General features: G+C 43.4%; 15 protein-coding genes. 8 read left to right on the top strand and 7 right to left on the bottom strand.

From position 1 onward, the window contains the following. Positions 1 to 627 (bottom strand): glycogen debranching enzyme N-terminal domain-containing protein (locus tag Q0541_RS22415; RefSeq protein ID WP_298915547.1); only part of this gene is annotated, 627 nt, incomplete at its 3' end. Positions 628 to 758: 131 nt separating this feature from the next. On the opposite strand from Q0541_RS22415, the gene Q0541_RS22410 reads away from it, so the two are divergent. The 3 genes from Q0541_RS22410 to Q0541_RS22400 all read left to right on the top strand — a co-directional run bounded on the left by Q0541_RS22410 (position 759) and on the right by Q0541_RS22400 (position 2,776). Next, positions 759 to 1,370, top strand: a complete 612-nt coding sequence (locus tag Q0541_RS22410; protein ID WP_292706261.1) for a peroxiredoxin — start codon at positions 759 to 761, stop codon at positions 1,368 to 1,370. A gap of 158 nt (positions 1,371 to 1,528) precedes the next feature. Beyond that, the gene (locus tag Q0541_RS22405) at positions 1,529 to 2,065 is read left to right on the top strand and encodes a peroxiredoxin (RefSeq protein WP_298915541.1); all 537 of its coding nucleotides are present in this window, start codon (positions 1,529 to 1,531) and stop codon (positions 2,063 to 2,065) included. Positions 2,066 to 2,122: 57 nt separating this feature from the next. Continuing rightward, positions 2,123 to 2,776: a glutathione S-transferase family protein gene (locus Q0541_RS22400; RefSeq protein WP_298915538.1), complete on the top strand. Its 654-nt coding sequence runs from the start codon at positions 2,123 to 2,125 to the stop codon at positions 2,774 to 2,776. Positions 2,777 to 2,853: 77 nt separating this feature from the next. On the opposite strand, the gene Q0541_RS22395 is transcribed toward Q0541_RS22400, so the two are convergent. From Q0541_RS22395 to Q0541_RS22385, 3 genes are all read right to left on the bottom strand, one after another. Beyond that, positions 2,854 to 3,864, bottom strand: coding sequence for a DnaJ C-terminal domain-containing protein (locus Q0541_RS22395; RefSeq protein WP_298915535.1), 1,011 nt, complete (start codon positions 3,862 to 3,864; stop codon positions 2,854 to 2,856). A gap of 177 nt (positions 3,865 to 4,041) precedes the next feature. Continuing rightward, complete coding sequence (locus Q0541_RS22390) at positions 4,042 to 4,515, bottom strand: AAA family ATPase (RefSeq protein ID WP_298915532.1); 474 nt, start codon at positions 4,513 to 4,515, stop codon at positions 4,042 to 4,044. 188 nt (positions 4,516 to 4,703) lie between these two features. Then, entirely contained in the window at positions 4,704 to 5,993 is a 1,290-nt protein-coding gene (locus tag Q0541_RS22385; RefSeq protein ID WP_298915529.1) for a glucose-1-phosphate adenylyltransferase, read from the bottom strand. 471 nt (positions 5,994 to 6,464) lie between these two features. On the opposite strand from Q0541_RS22385, the gene Q0541_RS22380 reads away from it, so the two are divergent. Then, a complete protein-coding gene (locus Q0541_RS22380) occupies positions 6,465 to 6,665 on the top strand; it encodes a CU044_2847 family protein (protein ID WP_298915526.1) in 201 nt (66 codons plus the stop codon). Positions 6,666 to 6,711: 46 nt separating this feature from the next. On the opposite strand, the gene Q0541_RS22375 is transcribed toward Q0541_RS22380, so the two are convergent. Together Q0541_RS22375 and Q0541_RS22370 are read right to left on the bottom strand one after the other, a co-directional pair. Further along, positions 6,712 to 7,011, bottom strand: coding sequence for a hypothetical protein (locus Q0541_RS22375; protein WP_298915524.1), 300 nt, complete (start codon positions 7,009 to 7,011; stop codon positions 6,712 to 6,714). A 291-nt stretch (positions 7,012 to 7,302) separates the two neighbouring features. After that, positions 7,303 to 9,030: a S8 family peptidase gene (locus tag Q0541_RS22370; RefSeq protein ID WP_298915521.1), complete on the bottom strand. Its 1,728-nt coding sequence runs from the start codon at positions 9,028 to 9,030 to the stop codon at positions 7,303 to 7,305. A gap of 618 nt (positions 9,031 to 9,648) precedes the next feature. Between Q0541_RS22370 and Q0541_RS22365 the strand changes: the two genes are divergently transcribed. Then, positions 9,649 to 11,115 carry a glycoside hydrolase family 13 protein gene (locus Q0541_RS22365; protein WP_298915519.1) on the top strand — a complete coding sequence of 489 codons (1,467 nt, stop codon included), beginning with the start codon at positions 9,649 to 9,651 and terminating at the stop codon, positions 11,113 to 11,115. Between the two features lie 214 nt (positions 11,116 to 11,329). Here the strand turns inward: Q0541_RS22365 and Q0541_RS22360 are convergent, their stop codons facing one another. Beyond that, positions 11,330 to 11,749 carry a fasciclin domain-containing protein gene (locus Q0541_RS22360; RefSeq protein ID WP_298915516.1) on the bottom strand — a complete coding sequence of 140 codons (420 nt, stop codon included), beginning with the start codon at positions 11,747 to 11,749 and terminating at the stop codon, positions 11,330 to 11,332. Between the two features lie 164 nt (positions 11,750 to 11,913). Here Q0541_RS22360 and Q0541_RS22355 point away from each other — a divergent pair, with 164 nt between their 5' ends. The 3 genes from Q0541_RS22355 to Q0541_RS22345 are packed head-to-tail and all read left to right on the top strand — an operon-like array spanning position 11,914 to position 13,197. Beyond that, on the top strand, positions 11,914 to 12,150 hold the full coding sequence (locus Q0541_RS22355; RefSeq protein WP_273767371.1) for a DNA-directed RNA polymerase subunit omega: 237 nt from the start codon (positions 11,914 to 11,916) through the stop codon (positions 12,148 to 12,150). Between the two features lie 23 nt (positions 12,151 to 12,173). Then, positions 12,174 to 12,782, top strand: a complete 609-nt coding sequence (locus tag Q0541_RS22350) for a hypothetical protein (protein WP_298915513.1) — start codon at positions 12,174 to 12,176, stop codon at positions 12,780 to 12,782. 49 nt (positions 12,783 to 12,831) lie between these two features. Next, the gene (locus tag Q0541_RS22345; protein ID WP_298915511.1) at positions 12,832 to 13,197 is read left to right on the top strand and encodes a DUF1818 family protein; all 366 of its coding nucleotides are present in this window, start codon (positions 12,832 to 12,834) and stop codon (positions 13,195 to 13,197) included. Positions 13,198 to 13,239 lie beyond the last annotated feature (42 nt).

Genomic DNA, 13,239 nt, shown 5'->3' with positions numbered 1-13,239 from the left:
AACTGCATCTGGTTGATAATTTCCTTGTGTCCAGCGCAAGTGCCAAGGTATACCGAAGTTCCCAGAATTTTTTGCTTGCAGACAGACTTGCTGTTGCCCAACCAATTCTGAGAACTGTAATTCTTGACTAGCAGTTTGCTGGTGGTGAAAATCACGTTCTGCTATCAGCAGTCGCAGCCGTAAAATCGCTGTATCACTTCCTTCATAGCGATATTGGATCAAAATTCTATGACCAAATTGGGCAGGGGCATTGCTTATCTCCCTTTGTCCCCAGTCCCCAGTCCCCACTAACCCATAGGGCATCACCAATTGTCTAATTAACTGCCAGTTATCTTGACCCCAAATCCATTTTGGAACTGGGTTAATATCAAAACAGCGTAGCAGTTCGTAGCCTGTCAGTTCAATCTGACTGTTACCCCAAACATTTGTCCCCAGTGCCACAACGCCCCCGAATACTTCTAAGCTAGCTTCTAGGTGCGAAAACAGCAGAGTCCGCCCAGAAGGCGGGTTTGTTGCGGTAAACAGCCAACCGTGATAAGTGCGTGTGCGGACATCAGAAACCGTACCGCTGGCAAAACTTCCCAAGCCATTGGTAAGCAACCATTCTCTTGTATCTAAATCGGGCATTTGCTACTCAAAATCGTTATGAGTATGATATAGTCGTAACAGATTGTAATTAAACTGTGACAGCGTAGATGGGTGAGTTTTAGCTGACCCGAATTCTAACGCTACTAAACGGATAAAGGAGAATTAGGTTAATGTCCCTCACTTACGGAACCGAAGGAAGCCTCCGCGTTGGTCAACAAGCTCCCGATTTCGCAGCAACGGCTGTGGTAGATCAGGAATTTAAGACAATCAAACTTTCCGATTATCGCGGTAAATATGTCGTCCTGTTTTTCTACCCACTAGACTTTACCTTTGTTTGTCCCACTGAGATCACAGCATTTAGCGATCGCTACGAAGAATTCAAGAAAATTAATACAGAAGTCCTTGGGGCTTCCGTTGATAGTGAATTCTCCCACCTCGCTTGGATTCAAACAGATCGTAAGTCTGGTGGTGTCGGCGACCTGAATTATCCTCTAGTCTCAGACATCAAGAAAGAGATTAGCGCCGCTTATAACGTGCTTGACCCAGCAGCAGGCATTGCCTTGCGTGGTCTGTTCCTGATCGACAAAGATGGTATTATACAGCACGCTACTATCAACAACCTAGCTTTTGGTCGCAGCGTTGATGAAACCCTGCGGACATTGCAAGCAATTCAGTATGTTCAGTCTCACCCCGACGAAGTTTGCCCAGCTGGTTGGCAACCTGGTGACAAGACAATGAATCCTGACCCAGTGAAGTCTAAAGTCTACTTCTCTGCTGTCTAAATTTTGCTAGCTAGCAAACTCTAATCCATCCTGTTGGAGTTGAGAGTAAAATCAATGAAAACCACAGATAAACAGAGATACACATTAAACAGTGTCAACCTCCATATGTATCTGTGGTTTTTTCATACAATAGTATTTAAATAATCAGGATTAATATTATGCTTACTTCAACTGATTTTAGTGGTTTATTGAATGAGCGCTTCTTCCGCAATTTTTTACCAGTTCCAGCAACACATCAACTCAGGTTGGGAGTGGGAACACCAGATTTTCAACTGCCAGATATTACCAACGGGACTTTAGTAAAATTGTCTGATTATAAAGGCAAGCAACCAGTATTAGTCGCCTTTACTCGCATCTTTACCGAAAAACAATATTGTCCTTTTTGTTTTCCTCACATCAAAGCTTTGAAGGAGAATTACGAGCAATTCAAAAAGCGAGGTATAGAAGTTTTAATGATTACTAGTACCGATGAACGGCAGAGTCAAATAGTTGTGAGAGATTTAAACTTACAAATGCCGTTACTAAGTGATCCAAGTTGTCGCATATTTCGTACCTATCAAGTAGGACAAGCACTGGGAGCGCCTTTACCAGCCCAGTTTGTATTAGATAAAGAAGGAAAACTCCGCTACTGGCATTTATTTTCTTTTCTAGATCACAACGCCAGTGTTGAGACATTGTTAGAACAATTCAATTGAGTATAAGGTGTAAGATTGGCAATGTCCGCCCTACTTATAAAGCTGTGAGATTTTCTCATGTTGAAACTTTACCACACGCCTTTTTCTCCCAACTCGCGCCGCGTCTGGATTACTTTACTAGAAAAAGGACTTGAATTTGAATTGGTAGAGATAAAACTGGATGGAGAGCAGTTTAAACCAGAGTTTTTGGCAATTAGCCCCTTCCACCATATTCCAGCTTTGGTAGATGATGGCTTTAATGTAGTGGAATCCTTAGCAATTCTGGACTATTTAGAGGCAAAATATCCTACACCTGCGATGTTGCCTAAAGATGCCAAGGATTTAGCGATCGCCCGAACGGTACAACTGGTAACTGTGAATGAGCTTTTTCCAGCGACTACCACCTTTATACCTCAGTTTCTCGGCTTGCCTGGAGGAGATCCAGAAAAAATCGAGAAGGCACAGCAAAAAATTGCCACAGTGCTGAAGTTTTTTGAAAATTTATTAGACGAGCGCCCTTACTTTGCCAGTGAAAACCTCACTCTTGCCGAAGTTGTGGCTGGAACTGTAGTAACTGTGCTGCCAAGTGTAGGCATTTCCTTAAGTGACTATCCAAAACTGAGCGCTTGGAATGATCGCTTAGTAGCACGCCCATCATGGCAAGCTACCGAAACTACTCCAGAGGCAATGGAAGCGTTTAAGTCCATCGTGGTAGCGAGAATGGCACAGTAAATTCATACCTAACTAATTTAGAGACGCGAAGCTGACTTCGTGCCGCAGTGCTTTCGTGTCTCTACAATCCAAAATATTTACAGCTTGACTTGCTGCAAATGACTGCGGGGATTATAAGTACGTATAGCCCGGATTTTTTCATAATATTCCCGCTCTTGTTGGCTGAGGTCTTTTGGTGGGGCGATCGCCACTTTCACCAACTGATCGCCACGTCCACCCTTGGCGAGAGGCCAACCTTTGCCACGTAAACGCAGCGATTGACCAGAACGCACTCCCGCTGGTAGTTTGACATTAACTGAACCATCAGGTGTGGGTACATCAATAGACGCTCCTAAAGTAGCTTCATCTGGTGTGATTGCCACTTCGCACACCAAGTTATCGCCTTCCATTTGGAAGAAGGAGTGCGGCTGAAATTCGACTTTTAAGTACAAATCCCCTCGTTGTTGAGTCATCGGGTTGATTTGACCTTTACCCCGCACGCGCAGGCGAGTACCAGGTTTAGCCCCAGATGGGATACGAACATCAATTGTTTCGTTACCTAAACTGAAGCGCTTTTGCACACCATTAAATGCTTCAGCAAAAGTTAGGCTGATTACAGCTTCTGTGTCCTGGGAAGTACCCGCACCTGCATCACCAAACCCATAATCGTTAAAGCTACTAAAACCAGTTGACGAACCTGTGGAAGTCCGGTAAGAGTAATTTTGTGAGTAACTTTGTTGTCGTCCACCACGAGGGCTAGCACCGCCAAAGCGTCCTAGCAACTCATTAATGAACTCATCAAAATTGCCGTATTGACTGAAGTCAAAGCCACCCATATCAGCACCAACGCCACCAGATGGGAAACCTTCACCAGCTTGTTTCCAATATTGACCAAATTGGTCATATTTTTTGCGTTTATCTGTATCTGACACAACTTCGTAGGCTTCGCTAACTTCTTTGAAGCGTGCTTCTGCCTGTTTGTTATTTGGGTTGACATCGGGGTGATATTTGCGGGCTAGTTTACGAAAGGCTTGTTTAATCTCCTCCTGACTGGCAGTCTTACTAACTCCCAAAATTGCGTAATAGTCTTTGAAGTCGGTTGCAGCCATCTACTAGTCTCCTATAGAAATTCCTGTTATGTTTTTTTTTAAGATCACAGATGTTTAATTGCTAGGTATAGTGCCAAGCAATAAAGAATCTAATTTTAAATTAGCAAACAATATAGAAAATCAAGTGTGGTTCTTGCTCACCGTGCGATCGCAATTTCCGTACTCCGATTTTTCTGATCAGCGGATTAGCCTGTCTAACCCTTCTTCCAGGCTTGGGGGAGCATCCCTGAGTTGACGGTGCATCCGTAAAATAATTTCTTCTGGAACCTGGCGCGATCGCCTTTTATTACGTGCCAAACACAGCCAAACTGGCGTATCCACCCAAATTCCCGTAATCTGGGTAAAGCCCAAGTCACGGGCTAAAGCAATGACTTCACGTCGATGGCGACGCTGGGCGTTGGTAGCGTCGAAAATTGCTGTATTTTCTCTAGAAATAGCTTGCTGAAATTGCCGTTCTACTTCTCGCCAAATCAGCAACCATGACCCCTGAATGGCTTGCGAACCGAACAGTTGCCCCCGGATGGCATCCGTAGAAATCAGCGACATCTGGGGGTATTCTGCCAGTAATATTTTTGCCAAAGTTGACTTACCGCTACCTGGAAGACCAATCAGTAATAAAAGTGAGGAGTGAGAAGTTACAGCAGTTTTCATGTATTTGAATCACATCTGTCGTAGGGGCGCAAGGCCTTGCGCCCCTACCGTGTGGTCTATTTACTTGAAAATAACTGTAATAGTGAAGAATTAAAAGTGAGGAGTGAAGAGTAATCAGAATTTTTAGTCATTAACTCCTAACTCCTGTACAGACAAAGATTTTTCGCGTCTCTTCTAACTCCTAACTATTAAATGATTGTTCCATCAGGAATTACAGCATTTTTCAGCACCACGACGATACCACTACGGATATAGAAACCTTGACTTTCGCGGTCAGCTTCTTGCACATTATCTTTATTGATAATTTTGACATCGTGACCGATACTGGCGTTTTTATCGATGATCGCACGGCGAATAAGCGAGTCAGTACCGATACCTACGGGGATGTCACCTTTTTCTACGTTAGATTGGCGTTCTACAGAAGCTTGATAAAAATCTGCACCCATGAGTAGGGACTCTTCAATGACGCAGCCAGATTCAATCCGCGATCGCACTCCTAATACTGAATGTTGGATGCGGCAATTTTTCAAAATACAACCTTCGCCAATAATTGATTCTGTGATCTGGCAATCTAAAAGTTTACTTGGAGGCAAGTAACGAGCGCGGGTATAAATTGGCGCTTCTTCATCGTAGAAACTGAAGGGTGGCTGCGGCTGCTGAGTCAGGGCTAAATTGGCATGATAAAATGCTTCAATTGTTCCAATATCTTCCCAGTAATCATCAAACAGATAAGCTTGAACGTTGTAATCCTTAGAGGCATCAGGAATAATTTCTTTGCCGAAATCAGTCCTTTCTAAACCCTCTTTTAACAACTTGAACAAAACCTCTTTTTTAAAGACATAAATCCCCATCGAGGCGATGTAAGGCTGTTGCTGGGCTTGTTCTTTTGATAATCCCAGTACACTTGTATCAACGCGCATTTTGATTAACGCTTCACCTTTGGGTTTTTCGCTAAAATCAATTACCCTACCAGAATCGTCAATTTTCATCAAGCCAAAATCCGAGGCGCGGCGCTCATCGATGGGGATGACTGAGAGAGTAATATCAGCACCCGTTTCCCTATGGCGTTGGATAAAGTGGCGATAATCCATGCGGTAGAGGTGATCACCGGAGAGGATCAAATATTCGTCCACATTCCATTCTTCCAACAGCCACAGGTACTGACGCACAGCATCGGCTGTACCTTGGAACCAGTTGGGGTTTTCTAGAGTTTGCTGTGCGGCTAGCACTTCCACAAAGCCTTCGCTGAAGCCACTAAAGTTGTAGGTACGGGCGATATGGCGATTCAGGGAAGCTGAGTTGAATTGTGTCAGGACATAGATTTTGAATATTTCGGAATTTATGCAGTTACTGACAGGGATATCGATTAGGCGATACTTCCCCGCTACTGGTACTGCTGGTTTAGCGCGTAGTTTCGTTAGGGGGTAAAGCCGAGTACCCGCGCCACCACCAAGGATCATTGATAATACTTTTTTCACAAAATTTCTCCTGACTGCCTTTCAACTCTCATCTTCAGTTTAGGACTGTATGTGGCAGCTGGTAAGGGGGGAGCAAATATTCTCAGGGATGAATTTTACAGAATGCTGTTGGTGATGGATAGTGCGTCCACTGACGAAACAAAATAGAACATTTGTATTAAAAAGGGATATATATAGAAGCGATCGCTACACAAGTTTTATGACTATTACCATTTTTCTATGGATTTGCACATTAAGATACCCCCAATTCCCTCAAAAAAGGGGGTAAAAGAGGCAGGAGAATCTGATTTGTAGCAAAATCACACAGAATTGGTATTAACACCTTTTTTTGGTAGACATTGTGGACATTTTATACTCCTTTGAGGACATCGACGATCGCAAAGTTCAATTAAGTTAATGTCAATTCCATTATCAAAAATTGGTTGACTGCTTCCAGGGAGGCGATCGCTCGGATGCAACAAGCAAAGCCAAATGATTCGCTCTTATACTATCTATGCTCTTAGTGCTTTTAAAGACTTCAATACTGCTGAGATTGAGGAGGTAAAACTTACATTTGGCATTAAGTTGGGTGGCAAAGCCGGCATTCCTTACATTACTGAAGGTTCAGCTGAAAGTAATCTGCAAATTGAGGTGAAGTGTAAGTTTCCAGAAAAACAAAAACCTGATTCATAGTAACTGCAAAAAATTATCCGTGCAGTGTAGGGTTAGGCAATGCCCATTAAACACCCAACTTCCCTATATTTATTTTCTTATTAACCAAATGTAATTGCTGCGATCGCTTCAAATACTTCACCCAATGTTGCTCTGACAACTGGGAAATGGCATTTTGTGACAGTGTTGCCGTAAAAATATCTTTGCCACTGGTAACACCACTGACGCCTAAACTTTCTAAAACAGCAGTTGCAGCAGAGTCTAAAATTGGTTCAGTATGGATGAAAACCTCCAAACTAGTTTCTTCTGGGTCTTGAACATCATTCAGCCCTGTAGCAAGAGCGGCATCTAGTTTCTGATAATTCATCAGCAATTCCTTGGTAAAAAGGGTAGACAATAATTGCCTACCCCAATTTATCAAATTTATATGTTTTTATCGCCTACCCTTGTACAGAAATAATATCCACCTTTCTCAGTCTAAACCGCGTCCACCTTGAAAACTGTAGTTCTTTCCGTATGAACAGAAAAAACCCTCATCCCCCAGCCCCTTCTCCCAATATTGCCAGAAGCGGAGCCAAAAATAAGTCCCTCTCCCAAGTAGGGAGAGGGATTTAGGGTGAGGGCAAAAACTACGGTTCTGAACATAGATGAGGTTTAATTACAGATTTAAAGCATTAATCACTCCATAACCCCATTTGTGATCAAATGTGCCTGCGGGTTTTCCGGGAATGGCACTATTTTTGCGTAGTAAGTCTTTCACAGCAGCCGGATCAAGTTTAGGATCTCGCTGCAACAGCAGTGCTACTAATCCACTAACCAACGGTGTCGCCATACTCGTACCAGCCTGAACTACAAACTTGGAATTAATCATCGATGAGCGGTCAAAACTGGCATCGGCGGAAAGGGTGGAAACAATCATTGCTCCTGGTGCTGTTACATCGGGCTTGTGTCCATCATTGCGTAGTGGACCTTCACTACTGAATTCCGAAATAGTATGCAATTCTAAGCCCATTTCTCGCACTTGGTTATCAATATCTGTGTACTTGGTTTTAGTAGTATAGGCAGCAACTGTAATTGCACTGCTGGCGGCTCCTGGCGAACCAATTTTTATCGCATCCTTCACACTTTTACCAGTGAAAAACACTGACGAACTGTCATCTAATGTCCACACATCTAAACGTGTGTCAGTTGAAGAAGTGTTGCGGACTCGCAGCTGCCAAACACCTCCCATTACTGGTGAGGGGCCATTACCACGTATTTGCACAAAGAAATTATGGTCGCCGTTGGCTTGATCTGGCCCTGGTGTCGCTAATTGCACCCGTGCATCTGGTAATTGGTAATCTTGTGCAGGATTGCCGTCAGTAACTATTTTTTGGAAAGGGGTGACAAAACCGTTAGGACTCCGCACCGACACTTCCAATTCGCTATCTTTGGAATACCAAGCGTTTAACCAAACTATACCTATTTGATTCAAAGGAACATTAAAGCGCATACCACGAGTGCGCCCACTGTGTATGGTCGCTTGACCATGAATATTGGCGTCCCCTTCGTTACCCGCAGCACAGCAAACAATTCTTCCAGGGCCAGTTTCAGCGTCAATGACTTTGGATAAAGAGTCGCTACCATCATGGGGATCAGCGTGTCCACCCAAGCTGAGATTCACCACTGCTGGGCGTCCCAATTCTCTAGCAACTCGGAAAATGTAACGGACGCCATCAGCAATGTGGGCATCCTGTAAATCTGATCTGACGACAACTAATTCCGCCTCTGGTGCTACACCGCCATAGGTAGTATCAGCACCAGCGGCAATTCCAGCAACGTGAGTTCCATGACCGCCAGTATCTTGAGAAATTGTCAGTTGCGCTCCCGTAAATTCACCCCCATAGCCGCCCTCTGTGACTCCTGGGCCTGGTAGTGTTTGATCCCAAATTTGTAAAATTCGTCCAGCAAAGGCGGGGTGTTTCGGATCAATGCCACTGTCTATAATGCCGATGATTACTCCTTTACCAGTCAGTCCGGTATGGTTCTTAAACTCCGGCAGTTTGACTTTTACTAATGCAGTGTCCATCCTCAAATGAAGTTTGCGTGATGGCTTAATCCGCTGAATAACATCTTCTTCAGATAAGACATCTAAACTCTCTATTGGTAAGAAAGCTGTCCGCACACTCCCAGAGTTCTGATTGACTTCAATATTATATTGTGATAGATAACTCAAGTCTGCATCAGGGTCGCAGTAAATAAAAACAACGCTCTTAGTTGGCTTGACCGGGCTTTTGTGGGCAGTTATCCCAAGCGATCGCTTGTGTGTAACTAAAGCTTGATCTCCTTCATTTTGATAGTCTTGAAATGCCAAAAGTAGTCCGGGAGAAAGTTTTTCGTGTCTCATTTTTACCTCAAATTTAATTTATTGGGTGAAAGCAAAGTAGTTTACCCTGATAAGTCGCTCTAGCATTAATGCAGACTATGTATTTTTTTCGCCTTGATTATTTGATGCGACTATAGTTATCTATTTTTTTTCTAGATAACATCAAATAAGCTTAGAAGGCGGGAAGTTATTCCTAAGACAATTGCTAATTCATAACTCATATTCATAAATTATGTCTCCCTCAATTTTCTCTAGCTCGTGAGACATCTTTGAGCAGCCGCATCTAAGAATTACCCAAGACTGGGGTCACTGGGAATTTTTCTGAAGCTATTAAACTAATCCAGTGTCTGCCTAAATCATTACGGACAAAGTAAATAAAATAAAATTAAGAATAATTAAGTAATAAATAAAAAAGATAATTTTAATAAACATTAAATACTAACAAATTGTAGTCAGAATAGTTAATAGTGATTATCTGCGAGGTTGCTCCAGAACAAGGGGATTTTGCCCCTTGTTTCATAAAAAATGGGTATAAATCGTTAATGACTACTGAGAAATCACAGATTTTCTATCATAAGTAAGAGCCATAAAGAAGCTAATATTTGCAACGATTGCTTCTGAAGGTACAAAAAGTTATTCATGCAAATTCAAACACCAGACTGGGTAAAACACGCTGTTTTCTACCAAATATTTCCAGATCGTTTTGCCAGAAGCAAACAGCCGCGCAAACGGCTGCTGCGTGAAGCCCGTTGGGAAGATTGGGACGCTATGCCAACACTCCAAGGTTATAAAGGCGGCGACTTATGGGGCATCATGGAGGGTTTAGACTACATACAGGATCTGGGAATCAACGCGATTTACTTTACACCCATTTTTCAATCCGCTAGCAATCACCGCTATCATACCCACGATTATTACCAAGTTGACCCGATGCTGGGGGGTAACGAGGCTTTTAAGGAATTGCTCGACGCAGCCCATCAACGGAATATCAAAGTCGTTCTGGACGGGGTGTTTAACCATTCCAGTCGTGGCTTTTTCTTTTTCCACGACGTTTTAGAAAATGGCCCCCATTCGCCTTGGGTAAATTGGTTCAAAATAGAAGGCTGGCCTCTTGCAGCCTACACTGGTGAATTCCCTGCAAACTACGTAGGTTGGGCGGGAAATCGCGCCTTGCCAGAATTTAACCACGACAATCCAGAAGTACGGGAATACATTATGGAAATTGCCGAATACTGGATTAAATTCGGCATCGACGGTTGGCGGTTAGATGTACCATTTGAAATAAAAACTCCTGGCTTTTGGCAGGAATTCCGCGATCGCGTTAAGGCAGTCAATCCCGAAGCTTACATTGTGGGCGAAGTCTGGGGAGATTCTCGGGAGTGGTTGGATGGGACGCAATTTGACGGGGTAATGAATTATCTATTTACCGGGCCAACAATTGCCTTTACGGGTGGCGATCGCGTAGTCTTAGAACAAGTTCAAAGCCGCGACTATCAACCCTACCCACCCTTATTTGCTGCCGAGTATGCCACTAAAATCCAGGAACTACTGGAACTTTACCCTTGGGAAATTCAGCTAACTCAACTCAATTTGCTCGCAAGTCACGATACAGCCCGATTGATGACCATTGCAGGCGGTGATAAAGCTAGCGTCGAATTGTCAACTCTACTGTTACTCACCTTTCCCGGTGCCCCCAGCATCTACTATGGTGATGAAGTTGGTTTACCTGGTGGCATAGATCCAGACTCACGTCGTAGCTTTCCTTTAGAAGCCAAGTGGGAGCGAGAAATTTTCAATAGTCATAGTCAATTAATTGCCCTGCGCCACACTTACCCAGCGTTGCGTACAGGTGATTACCAAGTCCTCCATGCTCAAGGACAACTTTATATCTTTGCGCGAACTTTGGGGACAGAGGAATTGATAATTGCCATCAACGCTGGCACAAGTTCGGCAACAGCGAATGCAGATGTCGTCAGTTTGCGTACTCAACCCAACAAGCTGTTATATGGCACTGCTGAGGTTGACTGGAATGGTGAAGCAGAAACTCAGCAGTTGTCATTAACTATTCCTGAACGCAGTGGGTGCATCCTGGGGACTGGGGACTAGTACCGCAAGGCGGAAGTCAAAAGGAGCCAGTGCGTTGGGCGGCTCTGCCGACTTGAAGCAACTGGCGTTCAAAAGTCAAAAGTCAAAAGGATTATGGAATAAGCTCTTTAGGACTTTTCAATGGTCTGCTTATTTACGCCCTGCTGTACTAGGGACTGGGGACTGGGGAATAGTAGTTTTCTTTGCCAATGCCCCATGCCCCATAACCAATGCATTAGCTTCCCGCCACCATTGCAGGCATCAACACCCCATCAATAATATGGATCACGCCATTGTCTGTCAAAATATCTGTTTTGAGGACATTGGCGTTATTTACCTTAAATTTGCCGTCGGCAGATTCAATGGCTACAATTGACCCCTCAAGCGTTTCTGCTTCATTAATCTGTACTAAGTCATCAGACCGAACATCCCCACTAGCGATATGATACGCCACAATTTTCTTGAGCTTGGGGATATCTTGTAGTAGTGAATCTAAAGTTCCCTCTGGCAGATTCGCAAAGGCTTCATCAGTTGGTGCAAATAGTGTAAAAGAACCAGGACTCTTCAGAATTTCTATGAGATTTGCAGCTTCAGCAGCCTTTACCAGGGTCTTGAAGTTTCCCGCGTTGACAGCAGTTTCCAAAAGGTCAGCCATAAGGGTATGTCACTTTAGTTAGGTAATATTATAAGTAACTTAACTTATAAAGTGATTAAAACATTCTCAATCTCTATCAACACAGAGGTTGCTAGCGATTAAATACACAGCAGCAGATTTATTAGGACTGCTACACTGGGGAATGACCCCAAGAACCACTAATTATGCTAAAGCGTTCTAAGTTCGAGACAACTCAGTCTCAGATTATGCACCGGGCTGAGGAGCTGATTGGTGCAGCCTCAAATCGTTACCGCATTACGGTTCAGGTGGCAAATCGTGCTAAACGTCGGCGTTATGAAGACTTTGAAAGTAACGAAGATGTGATGATGAAACCAGTGCTAAGGGCAATTATCGAAATGTCCGATGAATTGACTCAGCCAGAGATTATTGGTGAAATATAAAAAAAGACTTTAGAGAAGGTAGGATGAGCAAAAATTTATCGTTCATTCCACCCCTACTCAAGCCCTGGCAGACACTCACTGCCTTAATGGTAGTGGGTGTAATTGTTTTGAGTTCAGGGGCTGACAAATCAATACAGACAAATTTATTTAGCATCCAACCTGCGATGGCTCAGAGAATCACTCCTGGCGATGTTTGGCAGCAAGTATATCAGCAATTGCCAAATTTACCACGGGAAAATAAGTATATCAGCAAAGAAAATGGAAAAGTTGCCGAAAACAACACCTTAGTAAATCGCCTGATTAAATATCACATTTATACCAAAGGGCGTGCCCCAATTTATCGCTTAGATTGGAAGCTAACTTTAGCTGATTACCTGGGCGCGAACGAAATTATCTATGATGCTAGCTATCCAGGAAATGATTCACTACGGGAAAATCCTCTAGAAGGCGATCGCAAAGCCATCAGTCGTCTCACCCGCAGCCAGCGAGATGCCTTAGTGCAAGTCTTAGTCAATATATTTAATCCGACTTCTCAAAATACCCTATCGCCTAACTCGAATACCATAGCCAATCCTAGTACATCAACTACCCCACAGCCACCCCAACGAGGAGGTGCCGAATTACTGAAGTAATGGGAAAGTTATGAGTTGTAAATTAATAAGTCCTAACTCTTAACTTTTTATGGAACGCGTTGTAAAAAGCGGATCTGGCTGGCGTATTGGCTGGAAACCCGAAGCACCTGATTTTAAAGGTTTAGTCGGTACAGATGATTGGGCAATTGAGTTAACCGAAGCCGAGTTGAATGATTTTTGCCGTCTACTAGCACAGCTAGCAGACACGATGAAGCAACTCGCAATTGAATTGATGGAAGAGGAAAAAATTGCTTGTGAAGCTGAAAGCGATTTGTTATGGATGGAGGTGGAAGGTTATCCTCATGCTTACAGTCTGCGCTTCATCTTGAATACAGGGCGGTGTGTAGAAGGTAAATGGGATGCTTCTGCTGTTCCAGATTTACTGCAAGCTACTGGGATACTTAAGGTTTTTTAAATTTGCCTATTGATTATCCTAGAGTTTTGTTATAGAATAGTA

The organism is uncultured Nostoc sp., assembly GCF_937863485.1.
Lineage (GTDB): Bacteria > Cyanobacteriota > Cyanobacteriia > Cyanobacteriales > Nostocaceae > Nostoc.
Note: the sequence above shows the minus strand (reverse complement) of the source record. Positions and strands in the feature narration are given on the sequence as shown.